The organism is Siccirubricoccus sp. G192 (assembly GCF_019084075.1).
Classification (GTDB): Bacteria; Pseudomonadota; Alphaproteobacteria; order Acetobacterales; family Acetobacteraceae; genus G192.
The window spans coordinates 4,897,259-4,922,734 of sequence record NZ_JAHREN010000001.1 but is presented as its reverse complement, the minus strand read 5'-3'; the positions used below and the strand labels follow the sequence as shown (position 1 = coordinate 4,922,734).

At 69.4% G+C, this 25,476-nt stretch carries 23 protein-coding genes and 2 pseudogenes; 13 read left to right on the top strand and 12 right to left on the bottom strand.

The genetic code is table 11. From position 1 onward, the window contains the following. The first annotated feature begins 130 nt into the window (after window positions 1–130). Window positions 131–466, top strand: a complete 336-nt coding sequence (locus KSF81_RS23815; protein WP_217381077.1) for a carboxymuconolactone decarboxylase family protein — start codon at window positions 131–133, stop codon at window positions 464–466. Between the two features lie 206 nt (window positions 467–672). Beyond that, the gene (locus tag KSF81_RS23810; protein ID WP_217381076.1) at window positions 673–891 is read left to right on the top strand and encodes a DUF3126 family protein; all 219 of its coding nucleotides are present in this window, start codon (window positions 673–675) and stop codon (window positions 889–891) included. 20 nt (window positions 892–911) lie between these two features. Here the strand turns inward: KSF81_RS23810 and upp are convergent, their stop codons facing one another. Next, window positions 912–1,544, bottom strand: a complete 633-nt coding sequence (gene upp, locus KSF81_RS23805) for a uracil phosphoribosyltransferase (protein ID WP_217381075.1) — start codon at window positions 1,542–1,544, stop codon at window positions 912–914. A gap of 97 nt (window positions 1,545–1,641) precedes the next feature. Beyond that, a complete protein-coding gene (locus KSF81_RS23800; protein ID WP_217381074.1) occupies window positions 1,642–2,334 on the bottom strand; it encodes a transposase in 693 nt (230 codons plus the stop codon). Between the two features lie 410 nt (window positions 2,335–2,744). Here KSF81_RS23800 and KSF81_RS23795 point away from each other — a divergent pair, with 410 nt between their 5' ends. Together KSF81_RS23795 and KSF81_RS23790 are read left to right on the top strand one after the other, a co-directional pair. Continuing rightward, window positions 2,745–3,059, top strand: a complete 315-nt coding sequence (locus tag KSF81_RS23795) for a hypothetical protein (RefSeq protein ID WP_217381073.1) — start codon at window positions 2,745–2,747, stop codon at window positions 3,057–3,059. A 10-nt stretch (window positions 3,060–3,069) separates the two neighbouring features. Next, window positions 3,070–3,756, top strand: coding sequence for a hypothetical protein (locus tag KSF81_RS23790; protein WP_217381072.1), 687 nt, complete (start codon window positions 3,070–3,072; stop codon window positions 3,754–3,756). On the opposite strand, the gene KSF81_RS23785 is transcribed toward KSF81_RS23790, so the two are convergent. The 3 genes from KSF81_RS23785 to KSF81_RS23775 form a co-directional block, all read right to left on the bottom strand. Continuing rightward, on the bottom strand, window positions 3,705–4,340 hold the full coding sequence (locus KSF81_RS23785; protein WP_217381071.1) for a hypothetical protein: 636 nt from the start codon (window positions 4,338–4,340) through the stop codon (window positions 3,705–3,707). The genes KSF81_RS23790 and KSF81_RS23785 overlap by 52 nt on opposite strands. Window positions 4,341–4,770: 430 nt before the next feature. Then, entirely contained in the window at window positions 4,771–5,949 is a 1,179-nt protein-coding gene (locus KSF81_RS23780) for a DUF1688 family protein (RefSeq protein WP_309139662.1), read from the bottom strand. Beyond that, window positions 5,946–7,187 carry a GTP cyclohydrolase II gene (locus tag KSF81_RS23775; RefSeq protein WP_217381070.1) on the bottom strand — a complete coding sequence of 414 codons (1,242 nt, stop codon included), beginning with the start codon at window positions 7,185–7,187 and terminating at the stop codon, window positions 5,946–5,948. Before KSF81_RS23775 ends, KSF81_RS23780 begins: the two co-directional genes overlap by 4 nt. A gap of 243 nt (window positions 7,188–7,430) precedes the next feature. Between KSF81_RS23775 and KSF81_RS23770 the strand changes: the two genes are divergently transcribed. Then, window positions 7,431–8,129, top strand: coding sequence for an isochorismatase family protein (locus tag KSF81_RS23770; protein WP_217381069.1), 699 nt, complete (start codon window positions 7,431–7,433; stop codon window positions 8,127–8,129). After that, window positions 8,126–9,121, top strand: a complete 996-nt coding sequence (locus KSF81_RS23765; protein WP_217381068.1) for an asparaginase — start codon at window positions 8,126–8,128, stop codon at window positions 9,119–9,121. The genes KSF81_RS23770 and KSF81_RS23765 overlap by 4 nt, the downstream gene beginning before the upstream one ends. A gap of 328 nt (window positions 9,122–9,449) precedes the next feature. On the opposite strand, the pseudogene KSF81_RS23760 reads toward KSF81_RS23765, so the two are convergent. The 3 genes and pseudogenes from KSF81_RS23760 to KSF81_RS23755 all read right to left on the bottom strand — a co-directional run bounded on the left by KSF81_RS23760 (window position 9,450) and on the right by KSF81_RS23755 (window position 12,584). Then, a pseudogene (locus KSF81_RS23760) lies at window positions 9,450–10,852 on the bottom strand (IS30 family transposase). A 249-nt stretch (window positions 10,853–11,101) separates the two neighbouring features. Next, window positions 11,102–11,215, bottom strand: a pseudogene (locus tag KSF81_RS32450) (IS630 family transposase); the annotation flags it as partial. Window positions 11,216–11,366: 151 nt separating this feature from the next. Beyond that, window positions 11,367–12,584, bottom strand: coding sequence for a hypothetical protein (locus KSF81_RS23755; RefSeq protein WP_217381067.1), 1,218 nt, complete (start codon window positions 12,582–12,584; stop codon window positions 11,367–11,369). A 215-nt stretch (window positions 12,585–12,799) separates the two neighbouring features. Between KSF81_RS23755 and KSF81_RS23750 the strand changes: the two genes are divergently transcribed. Continuing rightward, window positions 12,800–14,352, top strand: a protein-coding gene (locus KSF81_RS23750) for an IS3 family transposase (protein ID WP_254453714.1) whose coding sequence is annotated in 2 segments (ribosomal slippage) — window positions 12,800–13,259 and window positions 13,259–14,352 — 1,554 coding nt in all. Because the reading frame shifts where the segments join, the coding sequence is not laid out codon by codon here. A 357-nt stretch (window positions 14,353–14,709) separates the two neighbouring features. Here the strand turns inward: KSF81_RS23750 and KSF81_RS31195 are convergent. The 3 genes from KSF81_RS31195 to KSF81_RS23735 form a co-directional block, all read right to left on the bottom strand. After that, window positions 14,710–17,739, bottom strand: coding sequence for an AAA family ATPase (locus KSF81_RS31195; RefSeq protein ID WP_217381066.1), 3,030 nt, complete (start codon window positions 17,737–17,739; stop codon window positions 14,710–14,712). A gap of 3 nt (window positions 17,740–17,742) precedes the next feature. After that, window positions 17,743–18,870, bottom strand: coding sequence for an exonuclease SbcCD subunit D (locus KSF81_RS23740; RefSeq protein WP_217381065.1), 1,128 nt, complete (start codon window positions 18,868–18,870; stop codon window positions 17,743–17,745). A 99-nt stretch (window positions 18,871–18,969) separates the two neighbouring features. Then, window positions 18,970–19,569, bottom strand: a complete 600-nt coding sequence (locus KSF81_RS23735; protein ID WP_217381064.1) for a DVUA0089 family protein — start codon at window positions 19,567–19,569, stop codon at window positions 18,970–18,972. A 215-nt stretch (window positions 19,570–19,784) separates the two neighbouring features. Between KSF81_RS23735 and KSF81_RS23730 the strand changes: the two genes are divergently transcribed. From KSF81_RS23730 to KSF81_RS23710, 5 genes are all read left to right on the top strand, one after another. Next, the gene (locus KSF81_RS23730; protein ID WP_217381063.1) at window positions 19,785–20,540 is read left to right on the top strand and encodes an MBL fold metallo-hydrolase; all 756 of its coding nucleotides are present in this window, start codon (window positions 19,785–19,787) and stop codon (window positions 20,538–20,540) included. 2 nt (window positions 20,541–20,542) lie between these two features. Beyond that, window positions 20,543–21,148 (top strand): HD family hydrolase, encoded by a 606-nt coding sequence (locus KSF81_RS23725; RefSeq protein WP_217381062.1) that lies wholly within the window; start codon window positions 20,543–20,545, stop codon window positions 21,146–21,148. Window positions 21,149–21,239: 91 nt separating this feature from the next. Further along, a complete protein-coding gene (locus KSF81_RS23720; RefSeq protein ID WP_217381061.1) occupies window positions 21,240–21,833 on the top strand; it encodes a metal-dependent hydrolase in 594 nt (197 codons plus the stop codon). 70 nt (window positions 21,834–21,903) lie between these two features. Beyond that, window positions 21,904–22,923 (top strand): NAD(P)-dependent oxidoreductase, encoded by a 1,020-nt coding sequence (locus tag KSF81_RS23715; protein ID WP_217381060.1) that lies wholly within the window; start codon window positions 21,904–21,906, stop codon window positions 22,921–22,923. After that, complete coding sequence (locus KSF81_RS23710; RefSeq protein ID WP_217381059.1) at window positions 22,920–23,795, top strand: tripartite tricarboxylate transporter substrate binding protein; 876 nt, start codon at window positions 22,920–22,922, stop codon at window positions 23,793–23,795. The genes KSF81_RS23715 and KSF81_RS23710 overlap by 4 nt, the downstream gene beginning before the upstream one ends. Window positions 23,796–23,890: 95 nt before the next feature. On the opposite strand, the gene KSF81_RS23705 is transcribed toward KSF81_RS23710, so the two are convergent. Next, on the bottom strand, window positions 23,891–24,433 hold the full coding sequence (locus KSF81_RS23705; RefSeq protein WP_217381058.1) for a VOC family protein: 543 nt from the start codon (window positions 24,431–24,433) through the stop codon (window positions 23,891–23,893). A gap of 238 nt (window positions 24,434–24,671) precedes the next feature. On the opposite strand from KSF81_RS23705, the gene KSF81_RS23700 reads away from it, so the two are divergent. Continuing rightward, window positions 24,672–25,259, top strand: a complete 588-nt coding sequence (locus tag KSF81_RS23700) for a sugar O-acetyltransferase (RefSeq protein WP_254453713.1) — start codon at window positions 24,672–24,674, stop codon at window positions 25,257–25,259. Window positions 25,260–25,476: the final 217 nt, after the last annotated feature.

Sequence of the window (25,476 nt, the reverse complement as noted above, 5' to 3'; positions counted from 1 at the left end):
GGCCCCTCCGCCGCGGCGCCGGCCGGATTGCGATCATGCCGCCGGGCATGGGTGGGTTTCCCATCCGGGCCCGGCGGCATCGTCGTTGCTTCGCCCCTCCGGTCATCGGACGGCAAGCAGGAGGGACCCGATGCAGGACGAGCAGGAACTGCCCGCCGCCGCCGGCCAGGTGGCGAAATCCTATCCCGAACTCTACCGCGCCTATGCCGCGCTCGGCGCCGCCTGCGCGGCCAGCGGGCCGGTCGAGGGCCCGGCGCTGCGCCTGGTGAAGCTGGCCCTGGCGATCGGCGCCGGCTCCGAGGGCGGCGTCCATTCCCATGCCCGGCGCGGGCTGGAGGAAGGGCTTTCGCCCGAGGCGCTGAAGCAGGTGGCGCTGCTGGCGGTGCCGACGCTCGGCTTCCCCCGCGCGGTGGCGGCGCTGACCTGGATCGAGGATGTGACGGACCCCGTCGCCGGGCGGGGCTGACCCGGCCTGTGCCCCGGGGGCCGGGGTGGGGGCAGCCGGCCGCGCCTTGGAACTCCCCCAGATTCCAGCGGTTTATGTGCCATGCCGTGGCTGCCGGCCGCCATGCCCTGTGAACCCCTCAGGCCAGCCTCCCGCAGGCCGGGCTTCCCGCCACGGCGTGCGAGGTCTATGCGACCCTCTGCATTCACAAGACGGATACCGGACCCATGACCCAGGCCGAACTTGCGGCGGTTCAGGCGCATCTGCGCCGGCTGCTCGGCAACCAGCGCATCACCCTCGCGGTCCCGCCGCGCAAGAATGCCTCCGTGGAGCTGCGCGTCGGCGATGAATTCGTCGGCACGGTCCATCGCGATGCCGAGGAGGGCGAGGTTTCCTACGCCATCCAGATCGTGGTGCTGGCCGAGGACCTCTCGCAGGTGAACTGAGGCCGCGACCAGCCAGGCCATCAGCGGGTGCCGAACATCCGGTCCCCGGCATCGCCGAGGCCGGGCAGGATATAGCCGTGCTCGTCCAGGTGGCTGTCGATGGCGGCGGTCCAGATGGGCACTTCCGGGTGCACCGCGTGGAAATGCGCGATGCCCTCCGGCGCCGCCAGAAGGCAGACCAGGCGCAGCTCGCGGCAGCCGCGCTCCTTCAGCCGGTCCACCGCCGCCACCGCGGAATTGGCGGTGGCGAGCATGGGGTCGAGCACGATCACCAGGCGTTCCGCCACATCCGGCGGCGCCTTGAAGTAGTATTCCACCGCCGCCAGCGTCTTCGGGTCGCGGTAGAGGCCGATATGGGCGATGCGGGCGGAGGGGATCAGCTCCAGCATCCCGTCCACGAAGCCCATGCCCGCGCGCAGGATCGGCGCGAAGACCAGTTTCTTGCCCGAGAGGATCGGCGCCTTCATGGTGGTGAGCGGCGTCGCGATCTCGATCTCCTCCAGCGGCAGGTCGCGCGTCACCTCGTAGCAGAGCAGCATGCCGATCTCGTTCAGCAGGCGGCGGAAGCCCTGGGTGGAGCGCTCGGCATCGCGCATCAGGGTGAGCTTATGCTGCACCAGCGGATGCCCCACCACATGCACGTCCCTCATCATCGGCTGCCCTTTTCTGCTGCCAGGGAGCATACCCCCGGTGCCGCCGGCCCGCCGAGGCCGGAGCCCAAGCCAATAGCGGAGCCGGGGCGGGGGCGCATCAGGCAGGTTCCATCCAGCGCCGCGGCTTGCGGCCGAGGCAGAGCCGCACCAGGCCATCGACGGCCCGGAGCAACCCCTTCGGGACCCGCCAGTCCGGGTGCCCTGCGCGGTAGGCGATGATGGCGGGAAGGATCGGCGCCACCTTTTCGGACAAATCCCGGTCCCACAGCAGGCAGGACGGCGCCGGCAAGGCGGAGTGCAGCCGCAGCCGGCGGGCCAGGGTGATGGCGCGGAGCCCCATGATGCGGATGCCCCGGCGGAAGGCGCAGCAGACCCAGTAGGTGAGGCCGCGGAGGGCGGCCGGGCAGGTGGGGCAGGCGACCTCCATCAGCAGCCGGGCCCAGAGCTTGGCATGCGCCCAGCGGCGGAAGCTGCGGGAGACGGTATCCGCCTTGCCATGCGCCTCCGGCAATTGCGCCCAGGCGGCGCGGCCGCCCCGCGGGTGCTTGAGCGTCACGGCACGGAAGATGGCGTCGAGCCGGGCGCGGGTATCGGCCGGCGGGCGGCCGGCGCGGCGGGTGAGGGAGAGACCGCAGCCCATGGCGGCGAGGCTGGGGGCGATGGCCTCCCATTCATCATCGGTCAGCGGCGCCCAGGGGCGCACCGGCGTCCGGCAGCGGATGGGGTCGAGGGAGACGCGGTGGAGGAATTCGAGGCGGGAGGGGAAGTCCGGAGGGAGGAAGTTGGGCATGGGGTGCGGCCTCCGGCGGGTGGGGGAAGAGGCGCGGAGGGTAGTAGGAATATAGTCCTTTGTCAAGGGAATGAGGGGTGGGGAGGATGGGTGGTTGGGCGACCGGTCGTGCCCAGAAAGCCGCAACTGCCGTTCAGGGCGGAAAGCGGCTGTAGAAGTCTCGCCACCGAAACGCCTGGTCCACCTCCGTGAGCGGACATAGACGCAGCGCGCCTGAGCCCAAGCTGCACGGCGTGGTTTGGCCGAGAGGAGACTGTCCACTCTTGAAACGGATGTGCTTACCGATTGTCCGCTTTTTGCGGGGGTGAGCCCTCGCCGACCGGGGCGGCGGCCCGATTCCTGGCCCCCCCTTTGACAAGGTCGACTCGGGTTTTGCATTCTGTAGTCGTTACGTCGGAGAGAGTGCATCAGTGGCCCTAGGACAGTTCAATCGTCGTGAGAACGACAAGACACAACCGAAGTCCCTTGCGCTGATCCAGGTGGCCTCCGGCGAGATTTGGGGCAGGACCCCAAGGAACGGTTTCGAGCCTGCTGTGCAAGCCTACGCAGGGAAGCTGAAGAACCGCCGTGGCATCGACTTCACCACGCTGATCGATCCCCATCCCGATGGCTCGCCATTCGAGGTGAGATGGTATCTAACGGCAACGCCTGGGGTCGAATACCGCTGCAAGGATGGCGAAGACTTCGCATGCATTAAGGCTGTTGTCACGAACATGCAGCCATAAAGGCAGACAAATGGCCAAAGTCAAACTTTCTAAATATGAACCTGATTACGACATCACGCCTCAGGCGATATTCTGGCGTGCGCTGAAGTATTTCACAACGATGATCCGCGAAGGTGAGGATGGGCTTGATGAGTTTCAGGCAGCCTCTTTCACAATCGGCAACGATATCCGCTTTGATCTTCGGACGTATGCGGGTCATCCTGAATTTACGGTGACGCTCTATCTGCCGAATGACGTAAAGGACAAGGAAGAGATCTCTCGCGTCATCAAGATCGTCATCAAGGAGATGGTCATCCCCAAGAATGCCATCGCATGGCAGCGCGGCGAGCCGTTCACATATGGAGATCTGAAAAGGCCACGGGGTGATCGTCTGCGCGAGCCAGAGGCCAGGATTTTGGCCCTCAAAATTGCGGCACAACAGCCCAATCGGACGGCATCGACGCAGTTCATTAAGAGGGAAGTACCGAAATATACCGAGCTATCGGAGGTCGACCGCCGCCGGTCGCCCAGTCGCGGTAATGAGGCGCTGTGGCAGCAGATCGTCGGCAACGTCATCTCACATCAGGAGACGCCGGCGGGACCCTTCAAGAAGGGCTATGCGACGAGGACGTTAAACGGCCTTTCGGTTACCGAGAAGGGAATGGCCTACCTGAACAGCATGGGGTTCTTGGCTTCCTTCACACCTTTAGCCGAGTAGCGGCTCTTGTAGCCCAAGGGCAGCCATTTCATCTCGGTCTTGCCCATGTCCTGCTTGTCCCAAACGAACCAGGCATAGGCGGTCGTCCCGCTTCCTTTTTGGACAGCGCCAGCTGGGTAGAAGGTGATCCGCTCGCTGAACACCCATATCCGTGTTGGAGGCGTCTTCGCGAAGATCGTTCTCTGACGGTTAGCGCCCTCAACGAAGGCAAGGCGCAGTAGGAGCGCCATCTTGCAGCGAGCCTGCACCAGACCAGCCTTTACGAAAGCCTCGGCGGAGTTATACGGCGGGTTGGTGATGATGTTGTCTGCGACGTGATCAGCCTTGAGGAAGTCGACGCCAGCCTCGCCATAGCCGCGGTCAAAGAGATCGGTAGATAGCACAGGGGATCCCGTCGTCTCGAGGACGCGCGACATTGCCCCGTCGCCGCACGCAGGCTCCCAAATGCTGCCCTCAAACTGCTCGTTGGCAATCAGGGCATGCGTCGCCCATTCAGGAGTAGGAAAATAGTCAGGTCCCTGAAGGTCGGCAAAACGCTTTAACGTCGGCTTGAAACCGCCGTTCAGGTTGTATGTCGAGTCCATGGTTCGATTCTAGCTGAGGGTGGGCCAGAACGAAACCATGGTGTCCAGTCACATACCATCTGTCAGTTTCCACCGAAGCGGCTCTGCGTCCGCTTTGGATGAGCTGCGACAATCGACTGAACGACCGCCTTGGGCGGATGCTGTTGAAAAAGTCGGCCGCAGGCGCCTGAGAGGCATTGTTGCGCAATACCCGTGCGACGAGGAGTTCCGGTAGAAACTAGAGTTGCGGACCAGGGCCGACTCCCGTTCTTTCCTTGGTTGCTCAACGGCCGCCCAGAGTTTTTCAACACAATCGGCGCATAACCGCCGGTCCAGGCTGCTGCCTAGCAATATCCGCTTGCCCGCCAACATCGGACATACCGGCTTCGGGCACGAAGGTCGCCTTTAGGCCGTCGTCCGGCCGTCACCCCCTAAAACACCGTCCCATCACTCACCACCCGCACCGGCGGCCCCCCCATCCGCCCTTAACTCCGCCGCCAGCCTCCGCCCCGCCGCCCAGGTCCCCCCCCTCCAGCACCCGCGCCAGCGGAAACGCCTCGGCCGCCACCCCCAACCTCTCCCGCACCAGCGGCGCCACCGCGTCCAGCAGCGCCACCGCCAGCGCCCGCCACTCCACCACCAGCACATCCCCCGGCGCGTGCTCGGCCGCCAGCGCCGCCGGGTCACGCGGCCGGATCACCCCCATGTCGAGGAACAGCCCGCCGTTGCGGTATTCCGGCAGCCCGGTCAGCGCCTCCAGCCCGCCCACCGCGATCCCGGCCGCCTGCAAGGGCTCGATCAGCGAATAGGCCAGCCATTGCGAGAGCTTGTGGAAGGGGATCAGCCCATCCGTCGCATCCGCCCGGCGGATGCCGGGGTGCCGCCAGCAATCGCCGAGGTTCACGCCCTCCAGCACCACCCGCCCCGGCCAGATCGGCCCGAGCCGCCGCAGCAGCGTGATGAGGATCTCCCGCGCCGGCAGGGTGCCGCCCGCGGCCTGGGCGGCCAGCGCGTCGAACAGCGCGCCGGGGCGGTCGAGCCCCTCCGCCGCCAGCGTCTCGCCGAGGCGCCGCAGCAGCGCGGCGCGGCCCTCCAGCCCGACCAGCGGGTTCTCCGGCCCAGCCTGGAAACCGGCTTCGAGGTCGGCGGCGCCGATGGTGGCGAGGCGCGCGGCATCGGCGCGGGGGGAACGGCCGTCGGCGGCGAAGGCGCCGGCGCCGAACATCGCCAGGCTGGCGACGGCCAGGCCCTCGGACCGTGCCAGCACCGCGCCGGTCGCCGCCTCGCGGTAGCGCCAGGCCATGCCGGCGCCGGCATCCAGCAGCACCGAGACGATCACCAGGTCGAAACCGGCGCGCGCCCGCTCCGCCGCATCCTCCGGCAGCCTCGCCCGCAACGCGCCCCAGCGGTCGTGGCCGCGACTCAGGAAATGCCGCCAGCGCGCGTGGAAGGGCACGGCGAGATCCGGGTAGTTCTCCCGCACCACCCCCGCCACCAGTGCGGCGGTGGCGTCCAGGCGCCCGGGGTCCAGCGTCCAGGCCTGCAGCCTGCCGTCGAGGCCGAGGGCGTAGAGTTCCCGCGACCGCTCCCGCACCGCCTCCGGCGTCAGCAGCAGGCCAGGGGCGCTCACATCTGCTCCAGGGGCCGGCCGATCGTAGTCTCCGGCACCGCCGGCTCCGTGGCGTAATAGCCGGCGGCCTTCTTCGCCTCCATCTCCACCGAGGCATCGGGCGGGATGCGGTCCTCCGGGATCGGCACCCGCTCGCCGATTGCGATCCCCTGCGCCACCATGGCGTCGTGCTTCATGTTGGACATCGAGACCAGCCGGTGGATGCGCGTCACGCCGAGCCAGTGCAGCACATCCGGCATCAATTGCTGGAAGCGCGCATCCTGCACGCCGGCCACGCATTCCGTGCGCTCGAAATAGGTCGCGGCCTGGTCGCCGCCCTGCTGGCGCTTGCGGGCATTGTAGACCAGGAATTTCGTGACCTCGCCCAGCGCCCGCCCCTCCTTGCGGTTATAGACGACGAGCCCGACGCCGCCCTCCTGCGCCGCGCGGATGCATTCCTCGATGCCATGGATCAAATAGGGCCGGCAGGTGCAGATATCGGAGCCGAAGACGTCGGAGCCGTTGCATTCGTCATGCACGCGGCAGGTCAGCGGCGTGCGGGGATTGGCCAGCTCCCGCGGCTCACCGAAGATATAGACGGTGATGCCGCCGATCGGCGGCAGAAACACCTCCATGTCCGGGCGGGTGACGAGATCCGGGTACATGCCGCCGGTCTGCTCGAACAGCGTGCGGCGCAGCTGGTGCTCGGCCACGCCGAAGCGCCCGGCGATTCCGGGCAGCCACCAGACCGGGTCGAGCGCCGCCTTGGTGACGGAGACATCGCCGCCGGCATGCAGGACATGTCCATCCGCGCGGAGCCGGCCGGCCTGCATCGCCCCATTCACCTCGGCCAGGTTCAGCCGCGCCCGGGTGACGGCGATGGTCGGGCGGATATCGATCCCCTCGCCGATCGCCTCGGCGAAGGCCGCGGCCGCGACATGCCCCCAGGGGTCGAGCGAGACGATCCGGCCCGGCTCGGTCCATTGCGGGTGCGGCCCGATCTCCACCACCGGCTGGGTATTGGCGAGGTCCGGCCTTTGCAGCGGCGAGAGCGTGCCGGAGGAGACCGCCAGCGCCCGGTAGAGCGAATAGGACCCGCCATGCGCGCCGATCACGTTGCGGTCCGCCGGCCGGGTGACCGAGCCGATCACCGGCCCGCGCTCCGCCGGCGTGCCCGCCCCCCAGCGCAGCCGCCAGCGATGCGCCAGCGGTTCGGGGTGGGAAGTGAGGCGGATATGGCCGGGCTGGTTGCTGCTCATCTGGATCACCTGGCCCGCACGGATCGCGGGCGCCCGCCATTACGACGCCATGCCATGAGGCGAAGTGCAAGGACCAGATCGGCCTGGCACCGGCCGCCCGTTTCCTGCGTCGCGCAGGGTCGCGTGGCGATTCCCTCCGGGGCGAAGCTGCTTTAGGCTGTCGCCGCGCCGGGCATGGGACCGGCCGGCCTGGGACAGGACCGCCACGCAGGCCCGTATTCTCCAGCCGGTCGGGAGGCCCGCATGCACCCCTTCACCATCGCCCCTGCCATCGCGGCCCGCGTTGCCGCCCGCTGCGGCACGCCGCATCCCTTCGCGCGGCTCGATCCGCGGCACACCGCGCTGGTGGTGATCGACATGCAGAACGGCTTCATGCGGGAGGACCTCTCGCATGCCTTCTGCGCCATGGCGCAGCATGTGGTGCCGGCGGTGAACCGCCTGGCCGCGGCGCTGCGCGAAGCCGGCGGCGCCGTGTTCTGGGTGCAGAACACCTTCGATGCGCGCTGCGAGACCGAATGGTCCATCATGCAGGAGATGGCGACGCCGGAAGCCCGCGCCCGCCGCGCCGCGGCGATGAGTGAGGGCACGGAAGGCCACCGGCTCTGGCCCGGCCTCGATGTCCAGCCCGGCGACACCATCGTGCCGAAATACCGCTACAGCGCCTTCATCCAGGGTGCCTCGGACCTGCCCGAGCGGCTGCGGGCGCTCGGCCTCGACACCGTGCTGATCGCCGGCACCGTCACCAATGTCTGCTGCGAGAGCAGCGCGCGGGACGCGATGATGCTGAATTTCCGCACCGTCATGGTCAGCGATGCCTGCGCCGCGGTGACGGATGCCGAGCACGCCGCCTCCCTCACCGCCTTCCACCTGCAATTCGGCGATGTGCTGACGGTGGCGCAATGCATCGCCGGCTTCCGCCGGGAAGCAGGGATCGCGGCATGAGGCCGAAAGTCGCCTTCATCGGCACCGGCGGCACCATCGCCTCGGTCGGCCGCGGCCCGCTCGATATTTTCGACTATGGCGCCAACGGCACGGTGCTGCAGGCGGATGCGATCCTGGCGCGCTTCCCGGAGGTGCAGCAGGTGGCGGAGGTGGTGCCCATCCGCTTCCGCAACCTGCCCTCGACGCGGGTGGGCTGGGAGGAATGGCGGGAGCTGCTGCTGCTCTGCGAGGACGTGGCGGCGGCGCAGCCGGACCTGGCCGGCATCGTCATCGGCCATGGCACCTCCTCGCTGGAGGAGACGGCCTATTTCCTCTCGCTGACCCTGAAGACCGCCCTGCCCGTGGTGCTGGTGGGGGCGCAGCGGCCGAATTCCGCGCTCTCCAGCGATGCCGGGCTGAACCTGGTGAATGCGGTGCGGGTGGCGGCGAGCGAGGGCGCGCGCGGGCTCGGCGTGCTGGTGCTGCTGAATGACGAGATCCATGCGGCGCGGGAGGTGACCAAGACCTCCACCGGGCGCTTGCAGACCTTCCGCAGCCCGGATTTCGGCTGCCTCGGCCATGCCGATGGCGACAGCATCGCCTGGTATCGCCGGCCGCTGCGCCGGGTGGCGCCGGATACGGGATTCGACGCGCGCGGCCTGGCGGTGCTGCCGCGCGTGGATATCGCCTATACCTATGCCGGGGCGGATGGCACGGCGGTGCGCGCCTTCCTGGCGGCGGGCGCGCAGGGCATCGTCTGCGCCGGCTTCGCGCCGGGCTTCGTCACGCCGGGCGATGCGCTGGCCTTGCAGGAGGCGCGGGCGCTCGGCGTGACCGTGGTGGTCTCCACCCGCGCCGGCAGCGGCCGCGTCTTCCCCACCACCAAGCTGCGCGAGGCCGGCTTCCTGCCGGCCGACAACCTCACGCCGCAGAAGGCCCGCATCCTGCTGGCCCTGGCGCTGACCCGCACGGCGGAGCAGGCGGAGATTGCGCGGATGTTCGGGGAGTATTGACGGTGGCGGGGCTGTGTGGTGGCGGCTTTGGGTGGGAAGCGGACGCAGGTAAGCGCTGCATCAAGGTCTGCTCCGCGCCCTTCTCAGTAGTTCGCGGGCTACTGGCCGGATCCTGATAGCAGACTTCGGAGCCGCAGCGGTCGCGAGCGGGACGGTTCTGGGGTGAGTAACACCGCCGAGCCTCTGAAGCGACCTTCAGGATTCAGAGGAGCGCGGCAAGGGAGCGAGCGCGCTCCAACGTCAGTGCGTTCCAGGCGCCGCAGCAAGCGTGCACGATGGCGTGATAGCCGACAAGGAAGCGCTGCGAGCGGAAGCACTCTCCCCAGGCTCAACTGGTCGTCGCAACGCCTGCCTGAGCCGATCGCAGCGCCTCGTCAAGCGCTTCGGCTGGCGTTCTCCAGCCGAGCGTCTTGCGAGGCCTGCCATTGAGCGCCGCAGCCACGGCCGCGAGGTCATCGGCGCCGTGCGCGCTCAGGTCAGTCCCCTTCGGGAAGTACTGCCGCAGCAGCCCGTTGGTGTTCTCGTTCGTGCCACGCTGCCACGGGCTGTGCGGCTCGCAGAAGTACACCTGCACGCCGGTGTCGATCCGCAGCCGGGCGTGCTCGCTCATCTCCGCCCCCCTGGTCCCAGGTCAGCGACCGGCGCAGCGCCTCCGGCAGGGTGGTGATCATGCGGGTGATGGCGTCGCGCACCGCTTCCGCCCCATGCCCGGCCAGCGCCGGGCCGTTCTTGACGCGCGTTCCCTCTCCATGACCCGGCATGCGGGGCAGGTGCAGCAGCATCGTGAACCGCGTCGTGCGCTCCACCAGGGTGCCGATTGCTGAGCTGCCAAGGCCAAGGATGAGGTCTCCCTCCCAATGCCCCGGCACGGCCCGGTCGTCCGCCTCCGCCGGGCGCTGGCTGATCAGCACCTCGGGCGCGACATGCGACTTGCCGCGCCCCCCGGCTCCGCGCCCGCGGCACGCGCAGCGCCCGCCCGGTTCGCAGGCAGGCCGTCAGCTCGCGGCGCAGCGCGCCGCGGCCCTGGACGTAGAGCGACTGGTAGATGGCCTCATGGCTGATCCGCATCGCACCATCGCCAGGAAAGTCGAGCCGCAGCCGCCGCGAGATCTGCTGCGGGCTCCATCCTCTCGCCCAGCGCCGAGGCTGCCTCGGTCCATGCCGCCGGCCCTTCCACGGCACCGCCGGTCCGGGCACCGTAGCCCCGCCTGGAGAGACCACGGCACCCGCCAGCCGATCTTGCACATACGCCCTCAGCGCCGGGTGCGTCACCAGCTTCGCCGGCTTCGGACGCCGCGCCGCCCGCTCAGCATGCCACTGCGCCGTCGTGGCCCTGTACTCCAGGTTGCCGCTGCGCGTGGCCGCATTGCGCCGTAGCTCGCGCGAGACCGTCGATGCCGCCCGTCGCAGCCGCCGGGCAACCTCTCGCACTCCACAGCCCTGGGCTCGCAGCAGCGCAATCTCCTCGCGCTCCGCAAACAACAGGTATCGTCCCGAAGGCGGCTTTGACGACCGCCCGAGCGTCGATGGTGGCATCCCGCCCGCCTCCCGAAACCAGCGGGACCCAACCGCCTCCGACACCCCCACGCCGATCGCCGCGTCCCAGCTCGACTGTCCCGCCGCAATCAACGTCCAGAAGCGCCGCTGGTCCTCACGCCGGGCTACTCCCGGGCGGCCTGGCGAAGGAGACTTCGCCCGCAAAGCCCGATCCGAACGCCGCCGACCCGCCATCGCAACCACCCTCCGCCTTGGTGTTGCGACGACCACTTGAATCCACCCTCTGAACTGCTGCCGGTTTGATGGACACCTAATTAAGGCTTTCACCCGATCGGAGGCCCTGGGATGGGACAGAGAATATTCAGCCGCGAGTTCAAGCTCGATGTGGTGAAGTTGGTGAGGGATCGCGGGGTGGCGGTGGCGCAGGCCTAGCGCGACAGATCGACGCACCGCACGATACGCGAGAGGCACGCTGGATGCAGGCGCTTGCCGAAGGGACGCTCGTCGGCCCGACTTGGGACGGTCGCGCAAGCCCGTAAACCCCGCTGCATAGTACCGGACCACTGCGTCCCGCAGCGCCTGCCGCTCCATGCCCGCCGGAAAGGGATTCACGCCCGTGGCCGTCGTAGCGTCACACCCAAGTCTGACCCCTGCTCGGCGGTATTAGCCGACCGGCAACCAGCGCCCCAAACACTCCGTGCAGAGTGACGGAAAACCAGAAGCTGAATTGAAGTTTAGCGCACCCGATTTATTGGAACGAAACAGTACCACTCTCCACGAAAGGTTCATAGCGAACACTAGAGGTGGAAGAAGCGCACTCATCTGGAGTTAAGCTTGCCTGAGTCACCATAAAGCCCGTGTCATAGAGTGTGGTATCTTCAATCCGACCGTTGAATATATATCTTCTCTGGCTTGGATCAGGCAATATTTGTGACAAGAAAGGCAAATTGTTTCCTGAAGGACCTGCCATATTTGGGATGATCGGAGCATCCACTACAACGGACCCTGAATACGGAACCGAAATACGCCTTACGAGCCATCTGTGGGTAACCGTGACGAGTGAATTTGGAGCGACTTGAATTGGATAGGTTTCCTGGACTGAGCGGCGCGTTGTGTAGTTTTCCTCTGCCGTGTCCGAGACAGTTATAGTCTGAGTAAAGCCAGATTCGACACCTATCCCTGCGCCGCCACCAATCCCGCCAGGAACTGCTGGAGCGCTCACGTTGACTGACGCCGTTACTTTTTGTGTTGTTCCCGTCACTATAGAAGTTAGTTTGGTCACCCTCTGCCCAACAGTGACTTCCTCTGTATGGGCGAAGCTGAAAGATTGTTGTAGGCTAGTGCAATTTCGATAAAATCCGCGCATGCCGACGTAAGAGATCGGAAGTGCTGACCAGTTAGGTTGATCGAGAGTGACCTGAGGTGGCGTAGTGAGGATAATCTCACCGTTAAGCGCCAACCTTCCTACGACATCATATTGTTCAGGGTGTGTGATCTCCCAACACCGCTCTGGGCGATTGCCGTCCGGATCGCGAGGACCATATGAGCGGCACTCATATCGTCCGGTCGGCACTTGCCGCGTTTCTTGCTTTATGCGCCGATCGCCCAACTGGTTGAGTGCTCTGGTAACTTCCCCACGGACGTTAACAACCACTTGCTGGTCAGAGTTGGCAGCTGGAAGGGCAGCCAAGGTAGGATTTGCGACGGTTGCGGTATTAGATCGCAGGAAATTTTGGAGAATAGTGGCACCCGATGCGAATGAGCCGGTGCATGCGCACTCGGGGTTGCCGCCGCCACTTGCGTTTTGACAGCTTGCGACCTGCCCTTCAGGGCAATCGACGCTGCACACTCCACCATTCTCGTTGGTTGCTGAACAACTTGAAGGCAATGCCTCGCTTTGCATGGCCACAGAGAAATAGAGAGTTGGAAAAAGCAGTAAGCGAGCGCTGCGCTTATCTATCACCATCTTCTGTGCTCCGCATCTTATTCCAACTCAAGGACGCTGGCGGAGAAAGCCAACGCAAGTCAATGGCTTTGACAGCTACCCCTCAGTTCGGGTGCGTAGCATGGCAGCGACTCCTCAGTTGGTCCGAATCGGAGACGGTTCCCCCTATGGCAGGGAAGTTGTCCGGCGCCTTGAGATGATCTCTCATTTCCAGAGGGGCGGGACGGAGGGATGATTTGGCCTACTCGACGGAACGCCGCGCGGCGGTTCTGAGGAAGCTGGAGCCGCCGAACGCGGTGCCCTTGCGGCAGCTGGCCAAGGAGGAAGGGATCTCCGAGGCAACGCTGCACACCTGGCGCCGCGAGGCTCGCCGCCAGGGGCGGCTCCTGCCCGATGCCGACGCCGGCCCGGAGGGTTGGACGTCGCGCGACAAGTTCGCCGCCGTTCTCGAGACCGCCGCCCTGAACGAGGCCGATCTCGCCGCCTACTGCCGCCAGCGGGGTCTCTACCCCGAGCAGATCCAAGCCTGGCGGACCGCCTGCGAGCAGGCCAACGACTGGGACCGCGCCAGCAGCCAGCGGCTGGGCCAGGCGACTAAGGAGGAGAAGAAGCGCATCAAGGCCATCGAGCGGGACTTGGCGCGCAAGGAGAAGGCGCTGGCCGAGGCGGCGGCGCTGCTGGTGCTGCGAAAAAACGCCGCGGCGATCTGGGGGGACGGCGAGGACGCATGATCAGCACCCCAGATCGCCAGAACGCCATGGCGCTGATCGACCAGGCTGTCGCGGCCGGCGCGCGCCGCGCCCAGGCCTGTGCGGAACTCGCGCTCGATGAACGGACCTGTCGCCGCTGGCGGGCCCGGGACGGCGCGCCCGAAGACCGCCGCCCGACGGCGCCTCGGCCAGCACCGGGCAACAGGCTGTCCGAGGCGGAACGCCAGGCCGTGCTGGAGGCCTGCAACAGCCAGGCCTTCAAGAGCCTGCCGCCAAGTCAGATCGTGCCCCGCCTCGCAGACCAGGGCCGCTACATCGCCTCGGAAGCAAGCTTCTACCGCATCCTGCGGGCTGAGGGTCAGCAGCACCACCGTGGCCGGGCGAGGCCGCCGGCGCGTCGCCAACCGCCGACCAGTCACCGCGCCCGCGGCCCCTGCGAAGTCTGGAGCTGGGACATCACCTGGATGCCCGGCCCGATCCGGGGCGGGTTCTTCTATCTCTACCTCATCCTCGACGTCTACAGCCGCAAGATTGTCGGCTGGGAGGTCCACGAGCGCGAAGCCGCCGAGCTGGCCGCCGAGCTCGTGCGCCGCGCGGTCTGGGCCGAGGGCTGCCTCACCCGCCCTCTCGTCCTGCACGCCGACAACGGCAGCCCGATGAAGGGCGCGACCATGAAGGCCACCCTCGAACGGCTCGGCGTCATCGCCTCCTACAGCCGCCCGCGCGTCAGTGACGACAACCCGTTCTCCGAAGCCCTGTTCCGTACCTGCAAGTACAGGCCGGACTGGCCAGCATCGGGGTTCGCCAGCAGGGAGGACGCGCAACACTGGGTCGCCCGTTTTGTGGCCTGGTACAACCACGAGCACCGCCACAGCGCGATCCAGTTCGTCACGCCCAGCGCCCGGCATGCAGGTGAGGATCGCGCGCTCCTCGAGCGTCGGACCGAGCTCTATACCGAAGCTCGCGCCGCCAACCCCGCGCGGTGGTCACGCCAAATCCGAAACTGGGCGCCGGTCGGCGACGTCTGCCTCAACCCCGAGCGCGACATCAGCGACCACGAAATCAGAGACGCCGCCTGATGGGCACCGGACAACTTCTTTGACAAATACCGGGTTCGACGGGCAAGCAGCGAAAGTCTGCGTCCGCCCAGTCATACCGCCGAGCGTATGTCCCGACCCATCGAGAAAAAGCCCGCGCGCGGCCCTGAGGACTGACCGCGCCGCCCTTACCGGGCGACGGTGGGTCCCTTCATAGGCGCGGCGGTATCAGTCGCCGGAGTCGCCATTCCGTTACCGGCCAGCACCTGTCATTCGGCTGTCTAATCTGAATTTCCGCTTCGGGTCGCGAGCGGCCCCCCCAAGACGGCCGCTGGCATGAGTGCTCCGATCCCTGCATGGCCGCATCACCCGCAGGCGTGAAGCACCCTCACCCCCGCCTCACCCAAACCGAAACGCCGCGCTGCTGCCGCGCCGTCCCGGGGTGACATCCAGCCGCGCCGGAATCCAATCCCGCAGCCCGGCGACATGGCTGATGACCCCCACCAGCCGGTCCTGGCCATGCAGCCCGGTCAGCACCTCCATCGCCGTTTCCAGCGTGTCGCCATCCAGGCTGCCGAAGCCCTCGTCGATGAAGAGGCTGTCGATCCGCCGCGCCCCGGCATGCGCCTGCACGGTATCCGCCAGCCCCAGCGCCAGGGCGAGGGAGGCGCAGAAGCCCTCGCCGCCGGAAAGCGTGCCGGCCGGCCGCGCCTGGTCGTTCCACTGGTCCAGCACCTCGATATCGAGGCCGACGGCGGCGCGGCCGCTCAGCGGCTCCTCCCGCCGGCGGATGGCATAGCGGCCGCCCAACATGCCGCGGAGGCGCCGGTTGGCGGCGGCCAGCGCCTCGTCGAACAGGCTGCGCAGCACGAAGCCTTCCAGGTTCAGCTTCTTCGGGTTGTTGCCGCGCGCGAGGTCGGCGAGGTCGCGTTTCAGGCCGTAATCCGCCTGGCTCTCCGCAAGCCGGTGCTCGGTGGCGGTGATCTCGGCCAGCAGCCGGTCCTGCGCCTCCAGCGCATTGCGCCGCGTGGTGGCGGCATCGGCCGCCTCGCGCGCCGCCGTGCCGGCCACCGCCAGCGCCGCCTCCAGCGCCGGCAGGTCCGGGGTGGTGAGGCCGGCGGCGGCGGCGCGGGCCTGGACGGCCGCCGCCTCCGCCGCCGCCATCGCCGCGTCGAAGCGGCTGACCTCGGCGGCCAGGGCATCGGTCTCGGCGGGCTCGATCAGCGCCGCGGCGAAGCTGCCGAGATCGGCGAAGCCCGCCGCCCGCGCGGCGGCTTCCAGCGCCACGCGGCGGGTGGCGCGCGCCGTGGCGGCGGCTTCGGCGGCGCGGGCGCTGGCGGCGGCGGCGGCCTCGGCGGCGGTCGCGGCGGCTTCGGCGGCGGCCCGGGCCTCGCGCTGGCGGCCGAGCGCCGCCTCCAGCCCGCGCGCGGTGGCGGCGGTGCCGGCGATGGCGGAGCGCAGCGCCTCGGTGCTGCCGGCCCCGGGCGGCAGGGCGGCGAGGCGATCGGCATGGGTCGCCTCGGCGACCGAGAGGGCCAGCGCCGCCGCCCGCTCCGCCGCGCTGGCACCCTCCAGCGCCTGGGTCGCGGCCAGGGCCTCCGCGCGCGCCGCCGCCTGCGCTTGGCGCAGCCCCGGCAGGGCCCGCAGCGCGGCCTCGGCCGTGGCGAGGGCCGCCTTTGCCTCGGCCAGCGCCCCGGCGGGCGGCGCTGCATTGGCGCCGAGCCTGTCCCGCCGCGCCGCCTGCTCGGCTTCGGCCAGGCGCAGCGCGCCCTCCGCCGCCTGGGCCTTGGCGCGGGCGGCGTCCAGCGCGGCGGCGGCGCGGGCCTCGGCCGCGTCCAGCAGGGCGAGGTCGGGCAGCGGGCCGGATTCCGGCTGGGCCGGTGTGGGGTGATGGGTGCCGCCGCAGACCGGGCAGGGGGCGCCGGGCTGCAGGCCGGCCGCCAGCACCGCGGCGTGTTCGGCGGCGAGGCGTTGCGCGGCTTCCAGCCGGGCGGCGCGGCTGGCGGCATGGGCGGCCTCCGCCTCGGCCAGCGCGGCGCGGGCGGGGGGGAGGGCGGCCTGGCAGCGGGCGAGGGCGCGCAGGGCTTGGTCCAGCGCCGTGGCATCCGCGGCCTGGCGGGTAGCGGCCTCCAGGCCCAGCCGGTGCCGTTCTGCCTGGGCGGCCACCGCCTCGCGCTCGGCCAGGGCGCGGTCGGCGGCCTCGGCGGCGGTGCTTGCCGTGGCGGCGGTGGCGGCAGCGGCGTCATGCCGGGACTTCGCCGCCTGCGCCGCCGTGCGCGCCTCCTGCAAAGCCATGGCGGCGGTGGCGACGCGCTCGGCCAGATCCAGCAACCCCTGGAGCCGGATGCTTTCCGCCGCCGCTGCCCGCGCCTCGGCCTCCCGCGCCGGCGCATCCGCCAGCGCCGCGGTGGCGGCGGCGAGGGCCTGCTGCGCCGCGCTGGCCCGGGCGGCATCCGCCGTGGCCTGGGCCGCCGCCTGATCCGCCGCCTGGCGGGCCTGCCGCGCCGCCTCGGCCTCGCCGCGCAGCCGGTCGGCGCGGCGGGCGGCGTCGAGGCGGGCGCGGTCGGCGGCGACGGCGGCGGCGCGGGCGGTGAGCGCCGCCAGCCCGGCCTCGGCCGCCTCGCGCGCCGCCAGGGTCTCGGCGGCGCGGCGGCCCGCCTCGGCCAGGGCGGCGGCCTCGCGTTCGCGGAGCGCCGCGGCCTCGCGCGCCGCCTCGGCCTCGGTGAGGGCCTGTTGCATGGCCCCGCGCGCCGCCTCGGCGCTGGCGAGGTCGGCGGCGCCGGCCTGGTCGATCAGCACGCGGCGGCGGGCGCTCCATTGCGCCATGGTCTTCTCGGCGCTGTCGGCCTGTTCCTTCAGCCGGGCCTGGATGCGTTCATAGAGGTCGGTGCGGAACAGGGTGCGCAGGATCTCCTGCCGCGCGCCCGGCCCGGCGCTCAGCAATTCGCGGAAGCGGCCCTGCGGCAGCAGCACCACCTGGCGGAATTCGGCGGCGTGATAGCCGAGCAATTCCGTGACGCGCGCCCGCACCTCGGCATCGCGTTCCAGCGGATTGCCTGGACCGGTGAGGCGCGAAAGCGCGACGGAACTCCGCTCCTCCACGAAACCGCCGCCACGCTGCTTCGGCCGCATCTGGGTAGGACGGCGGCAGATGCGCCACTGTTCCTGGCCGAGCGCGAAGTCCAGCGTCACCTCGGTGGCCATGGCCGCCGCGGCGTGGTGACTCCGCAGGTGGCCGGCGCCGCGTTCCGGGCCGCCGCTGCTCTCGCCGAACAGCGCGTAGCAGATGCCGTCCAGCACGGTGGTCTTGCCGGCGCCGGTAGGGCCGGCGATCAGGAACAGCCGGTGCTCGCCCAATTGGCCGAAATCGATCTCCTGCCGGCCGCCATAGGCGCTGAAGGCTTGCAGCGTGAGGCTGAGGGGCCGCATCGCTCAGCCCTCGTCCCGGGCCAGGCCGATCGCCGCCCGGGCCACCGGCAGGGCGGCTTCCGGCAAGGCCTCGCCGCGCATCTCGCGCCAGAATTCGCCGAGCAGGGTCAGCGGCTCGGCGGTTTCCGGCCGGTGCGCGGCGGGGGCGAGCATCAGGTCCAGCCCCTCGTGCCGGCCATAGCCGAAGCCCAGGATATGCGGGTGGCGTTCGGCCAGGCGGCGCTGCGCCTCGAAGATCGGCAGCGGGTCGGTGAGCGTCACCTCCAGCCAATCGGTGCTGGGCGGCGCCGCCAGCAGCTCGGCGAAGCTGCCGCGCAGCCGCCGCAGCTCGCGCCGCGGGGTCAGCGGAATGGCTTCGGTCCGCACCGCCCCGGCGGCGTCGATCTCCACCAGCGTCACGGATTTCGCCTGGCCCGCCTCGCTGAAGGAATAGGCCAGCGGCGAGCCGGCATAGCGGATGCGCCCGCCGGCCAGGCCCTGCGGCCGGTGCAGGTGGCCGAGCGCCACGTAGTGGAAGCCCTCGAAGCGCGAAGCCGCCACCGCCTTGGCGCCGCCCACGGCAAGCAGCCGCTCGCTCTCGCATTCCTCGCCGCCGGCGACGAAGGCATGCGCCACCATCACCATGCGGGCGCCGGCCGGGCATTGCTCGCGGAGATGGCGGCAGAGGAAGCCGAAGCCGGCATCATGGTCGGCGATGGCCTCGCCCGCGAAGAGCCGCGCCAGCAGCAGGGGCGAGGCATAGCCGGAGGGCAGCACCCAGACCTCGCCATGCGCGTCCTCGAAGCGGATGGCCTGGCCCAGCGCCGAATCGGCGATATGCAGCCCGGCGCCGCGCAGCAGCGAGGCGCCGAAGGAAAGCCGCTCGGTGGCATCGTGGTTGCCGGGGATCAGCACGACCGGCACGCCGAGGTCGAGGATGCAGCGGCGCAGGATCTCGTCCAGAAGCTCCACCGCCTCGGTCGGCGGCACGGCACGGTCGAAGACATCGCCGGCGATCAGCAGCGCGTCCGGCCGCGTTTCCCGCAGGATGTCGAGGAACTGGCCACGCAGCAGATGCGCCTGGTCCTCAAGGAAGGAGGCGCCGCAAAGGGCGCGGCCGAGATGCCAGTCGGCGGTGTGCAGCAGGCGCATTGCGGCGGAGGATGCGCAGGCGGGGCGAGTCGGTGCAAGCCTGCCGGGGCAGGGCGGCCCGGCGGGGCCGCCCTGTAAGCGTTTCCGACGCAGCCGGGCTCAGGCGGCCTGCCTGGCCTTGCGGCGGCGGGTGAGGCCGAGGGCGACCAGGCCGGCGCCGAACGGGCCGAGCGAGGCCGGTTCGGGCACCGCCACCTGGGTGGCCTCGCCGGCATTCAGGACGTCGAAGGCCCAGTTGGTGGCGCGGTTGTTGAAGGAGCCGAAACCGGAGAAGCCATCGGACAGGTTGGGTCCATTGGCGAAATTGGCGAAGGTCTGGACGGAGACGGTGTAGCTGCCGGGAGCCAGGAGTGCCTGGAGGAAGGTGTCATAGTGATTGCCGGTCACGGGATCGGCCGGCACGTTGCCGTCGCCGTCGTCATTCTCATCAATGAGCGCGCCGCTGCCGTCGAACAGCGCCAGGATGGGGTCGAAGCCGCCGCCCGGGATCACCTGCCCGGCCGCATTGGTACCCCCGGCATAGGAGTAGGTCCGCAGCGTCACCGTGGATGTGGCGCCGACATCGAAGTTGAAGAGCAGCACTTGGTTCGGGTCCGAGAGGCTGCCGGTGAAGGAGAAATCCGCGGCCTGCGCGGCACCGAGGCCGCCGACCGCAACGGTGACGACGGCTGCCAGCAAGGCTTGTTTGAAACGACGCATTACAGACTCCAGCTTTGTCCCGCCCCATTCGTTGGGGGCAGGCATCGAAAGCAAGTGCCGTGCCATGGGATAGACGATTGAATTCATTGCGGCCTCAGTTCATCGCCGCGTGAGCTGTAAATTTTTGCGACGGCAATGACCGGATTGACGCGGGCCGGACCACCTCCGACCCTTGGTCCCGACCCCTGGGCCACCACAGGAGAGGAAGCGCCGCCATGTACCGCATCGATGTCCTGATCCAGGGCTATCCCGGCAAGTCGCTCTGCCATGGGGGGCTGGGCTGGAGCACCATCGCGCTGCTGCGGGGCGGCGGCCGGACCATCCTGATCGATGTCGGCTCCTTCGCGGTGCGGCCGGAATTCGGCCGGCAACTCAAGGCGGCGGACTGCGCGCCGGAGAGCGTCACCGATGTGGTGCTGACCCATGCGCATTGGGACCATTCGGTGAACTACACGCTCTTCCCGCAGGCCGACCTCTGGATCGGCCGGGCCGAGATGGACTGGGCGACCAGCGTGGAGCCCGGCTTCAACCCGCTGCCGGAACTCTATGTGCGGGACCTGGCGCAACACCCGCGGCTGCATCTGCTGGAGGATGGCCAGGCTTTCCTGCCCGGCCTCACCGCGCATCTCTGCCCCGGCCATACGCCGGGCTGCCTCGTGTACCGCATGACGGGGAACGACGTGCCGGTGGTGTTCAGCGGCGATGCGGCGAAGAACCGGGCGGAACTGCTCTCCATGGCCACCGACATGACCATGGATGCCGGGGCCAGCCGCGCCAGCCTCGACCTGATCTGGGGGCTGTGGAAGCAGGCGCCGGGCACGCTGCTGATCCCGGGGCATGACCTGACCATGCGGCTCGATGCCGCGGGGCGGCCCGAATATATCGGCCAGCGCCGCGCCGGCATCGCCGCCTGGTTCAGCGAGGACCTGGAGGTGATGCAGGAATTCGACATCTCCGCGCCGCGGTTCTGAGCTTGGCCGACCGGGCCTGGGTGCGGCTGCCCTCCGGCCGCCGCCTCGACCTCATCTCCCCCACGGCCTTCGACTGGACCGACGAGGACCTGGCGATCGGCCTCTCCCGCACCTTCCGCTGGGGCGGGCATTCCGTCTGGCCGGGCGCGCCGCTTTCGGTGGCGCAGCATTCGCTCGCGGTGCTGGCGCTGCGCCGCCAGCGCAGCCGCCTGCCATTGAGCCAGGCGGAGGCGCGGCGGGAATTGCTGCATGATGCGGAGGAGGGGCTGCTTGGCTTCGACTGCATTTCGCCGCTGAAGCCCTTCCTCGGCGCCGGTTTCGCCGATCTGCAATCGCGCCTGCAGGCGGTGGTGGCGCTGCGCTACGCCCTGCCCTCCTGGACCCCCGAGGCGAAGCGCCTGCACAAGACCTGCGACGTGGCGCTGGCGGCGGCGGAGGCGGTGCATGTCGCCGGCTGGACCCGGGCGGAGGTGCGGGGCACGCTCGGCATCCGCGCCGCGGTGCTGGAGGCGGACCCGCTGGCGACACCGGGCGAGACGCCCTGGCGCCCCTGGCCGCCGGAGGCGGCGGCGGAACGCTTCCTGGCGGCGCTGCATGAATTGGCCTGACGTCGCGAGAAAAAACATTGGACTTTCCGTGCCCTAGCGCCGAGTCTTAAGCCCTTGTCCCAGGCGCCGGCTGACGGAGGGCGGCACGGCGATGATGGCGGGCTCGCATGTTGCACTCGGCGCCGCGGCCTGGATCGCGGCGGCGCCGCAGCTTGGCCAGCCCGCCCTGGCGCCGGCGGCGCTGGGCCTGGCGGTGCTGGGGGCGCTGCTGCCGGATATCGACCATCCGAAATCCTGGGTCGGGCGGCGGCTACGGCCGCTCTCCCATGCTATCGCCGCGGTCTTCGGGCATCGCGGCGTGACGCATTCGCTTGTCGCGGTGGCGGGCTGCGGCGCGCTGCTGCTGAACGAAGGGGTGCCGCGGCAGGTCGTGGCGCCGCTGGTGGTGGGCTATCTCAGCCATCTGCTGGGCGACCTGCTGACCCCGGGTGGGCTGCGCCTGGCCTGGCCCTTCCGCGGCACCTGGGCGCTGCCGCTCTGCCGCACCGGCTCCCCCTTCGAGCCGCTGGTGGTGGCGCTGGCCCTGCTGGCCGCCTGGTATCTGATGCCGGCGCGGCCGGACCCGCGGCCGCAGCTCCAGCGCCTCGGCCTGCTGGTGGCACCCTTGCCGCCGCCGCCCCCGGCGCGGCCTGCCGCGCCCCCGGTGAAGCGCCGGCCCGCCGCATGGCACAGCGCCAGCCGCTGAGGGGCTACCCCTTGGCCTCCGGCCCCGGCCGCGCTTGGATGCGGCCGAGACGAATCCCCGGGAGAGACCCATGCCGAACACTGCCGCCGTGCCGATCGCCGGCAACCGCTTCCTCATCGTGGGCGGCGCCAGCCTGGTCGGCTCCGCCACCGCCGCGGAACTGCTCGACCATGGCGCGGCGGAGGTGGCGCTGTTTGATAATTTCGCCTTCGGCTCGGAAGCCGCCATCGCGCATCTCAAGGACCATCCGCGGCTCCGGCTGATCCGCGGCGACGTGATGCGCATGGCGGACCTGCTGGCGGCGACCAAGGGCATGGCCGGGATGCTGCAACTCGCCGCCTTCATGACGCTGTCCATGGACCGCGACCCCTGGGGCGGGCTGGATGTGAATATCCGCGGCGTGCAGAACGCGCTGGAGGCGGCGCGCGCCAATGCGGTGCGCAAGGTGGTCTTCGCCTCCTCCAACGCCACCTACGGCTATGGGCCCGGCGTGGCGGGCGACCTGGTGGAGACCACGCCCTTCCACAGCCATGGCGCGCCGCCGGCGGCCATCATCTACGGCGCCAGCAAGATCATCGGCGAGCAGCTCTGCCGCGACTACCACCGCAAGCACGGGCTGGACTATGTCGTGCTGCGCTATTCCACGGTCTATGGGGAGCGGCAGCACTACCGCGCCGCCAATGCCCTCTACATCATCGAGACCTTCGACAAGGTGAAGCGTGGCGAGCGGCCGCAGGTCTTCGGCGACGGCAGCGAGACCAAGCATTTCGTCTATGTCGGCGATCTGGCGCGGGCCAACCGCATGGCTTTCGAGAGCGCGGCGAGTGATGTGGCGGTGAACACCTCCGGCCCCGAGCCGATCACCACGCTGGAACTGGTGAAGCTGGTCACGGAACTCGCTGGAGGCGGCGCCGAGCCGGAATTCGTCGGCAACGAGTCGGGCAAGGTGCGCCTGACCTCCGGCGGCGCCTTCCGCATCGTGCATGACGAGGCGGAGCGCGCCATCGGCTGGAAGCCGCTGGTCGGGATGCGGGAGGGGCTTGGCCGGCTGATCGCTTGGCGCGAGGGCAATGAGGGGAAGCAGGCATGAGCCTCACCCGCCGCGGCGCCCTGGGCGCCGGCCTCGCCGCCCTCGCGGCGCCGGCCCTGGCGCAGAATGCAGGCTTCCCGAACCGGCCGCTGGAACTGGTGGTGGGCTTCGCCCCCGGCGGCGGCACGGATGTCACGGCGCGCACCTTCGCCCGCTTCCTGGAGCCGCGTCTTGGCCAACCAGTCGTGGTGCAGAACCGCCCCGGCGCCTCGGGTGAGCTGGCCTGGGCCTATGTGGCGCGGGCCCGGCCGGATGGGCATGTGATCGGCATCACCAACATGCCGAGCTTCGTCACCATCCCGATCGAGCGCAGCGCCGCGCAGTACAGGCTGGAGGACTTCGCCTATATCGGCAATCTCGTCACCGATCCCTCCGGCCTGGTGGTAGTGGCGGAGAGCCCGATCCGCGACATGCAGGACCTCATCGCCCGTGCCCGGCGCGACCCGGAGGGCGTCACTGTCAGCACCTCCGGCGTCGGCACCGACGACCACCTGATGCTGGTGCTGATCGAGCAGGCGATGGGCGTCAGGCTCACGCCCGTGCATTTCAACGGCGCCGCGCCGCAGAAGAATGCGCTGCTCGGCCGCCAGGTGCAGGCGGCGGCGATCAATGTGGGCGAGGTGATGCCGGCGTCGGAGGGGTTGCGGATGCTGGCCCAGGCCGGGGCACAGCGCTCCCGCCTCGCCCCCGATGTTCCGACCCTGACCGAGCAGGGGGTGGCGGCGGTGATGCAGTCCGAACGCGGCATCATCACCGCCGCCGGCACGCCGCCCGGCGCGGTGGCGAAGCTGCGCGAGGCGACGGCGGCGGTGGCGCAGGATCCGGGAATTCCGCCGCGCCATCGAGGCGCAATTCACCGAACCGGCCTATGAGCCGGGCGAAGCCTGGGCCGCCCGGCTGCGCGAGGCGGCGCGGGAATTCGCCGCGTTGTGGCAGCGCTCGCCCTGGGTGCAGCGGTAGGGAAGGTTCAGGTCCCGAGCCGCGCGGCGTGCTGTTCTGCCCAGCGCGTCCGCGGCAGGAAGCCCGGGTCCTGGCGGCAGGCCCGCTCCGTCTCCGCGATGATCACCGCATCGGGCTGGTCGAGGTCGAAGGCGCGGCCATGCGGCTGCGGCACGTGGAAGGGCGTGTCCAGGAAGGCTTCCAGCGGATTGCCCTCGGGGTCCGCGAAATAGACCGACCAGGCATTCCCGTGGTCGATCTGGCGCATCCCGGTCGCCCCCAGGGCGAGCGCATGGTCGCGGATGGCGCGCAGCGCCGCCAGGGAATCGACCGCGAAGGCCAGGTGGTTGACCCGCGAGGGCGCGCGCTGCCCGGGCGCGCCCGACATCAGTACGAGCTGGTGGTGCGCCGCGGCGCTGCCGCTCATGAACACCATCTCGCAGCCCAGATCCCTGGCGGTGCCCTGGTCGCTGACCTCGAGGCCGAGCACCTCGGCATAGAAGCGCTGCATCCTCGGCAGGTCCTGCACCTGCAGCGCGACATGCGAAAGGCGCGCGTGGAAATCGGGCATGGCGCATCTCCGTTTGGCGTGCGGCTGGCCGCCGCGATCCTGCCTGCCGCATCAGGCGGCAATGCCGGGCCGGCTGTCCAGCCGGGACAGCGCCGGCTCCCGAGCGGGATACCCATGGGTCGCGGCCCGTGCTTCACCCTCGCGATCGGCCCTGGCCGATGGGCCGGCAATGGCATTCGCTTGAGCGTGATTCCTGCATCCGGCTACCGATGGGAAAACTTCGCACTGGGAAATGCAAATGCACACCGAACGCGAAAAAATGCTGGCTGGGGAGCTTTACGATGCTCTCGATCCCGATCTCGTCGCTGCCAGATACAGGGTCAGGGATCTGTGCCAGAAGCTCAACGCGTCCAGTGACGCGGACGAAGATCTGCGCCGTGAGCTTTGCAGGCAGATTTTTGCAAAAGGCGGTGACACGGTATGGATGCAGCCGCCATTCTACTGTGACTACGGCTCCAACATAGAGCTGGGCGAGCGCGTATTCTTCAACTTCAACTGCATAGTTCTCGATGTCTGCCGGGTTCGTATAGGCGACTACACGCTCTTCGGGCCGGGCGTCCAGATCCTGACGCCGATGCATCCCCTCGATGCCGCCCTGCGCCGGAAGCAGGAATATGGCAAGCCGGTCGAGATCGGATCGGATGTATGGGTGGGGGCGGGGGCCTTCATCCTGCCTGGCGTGCGCATCGGATCGGGCACGGTGATCGGCGCCGGCAGCGTCGTGACGCGCGACCTTCCAGCCCGGGTATTTGCGGCCGGCAACCCCTGCCGTGTCATCCGCGGGATTGCTGCGGATGAGCGCGAAGCTTACCCATCCGCGCCCTAGTACCAACGGACCGGTCCGAGGCGCCGAACGGCGCCCGCGCCGAGTGGCGCGAAGCCAAGCAAACCGGAGGTTTGCGCCCGGCGATTGAGGGCAAGAAAAAAGCATACCAGGGGTCGATGAAATCGGCCGCTGGTATCAGCCGCGATCTGCTCGCGGCGGGCTTCGGTGTCGCAGGCCCGGTCTGCCATGGCCAGGGCATCGCGCGGCAGGCGCCATG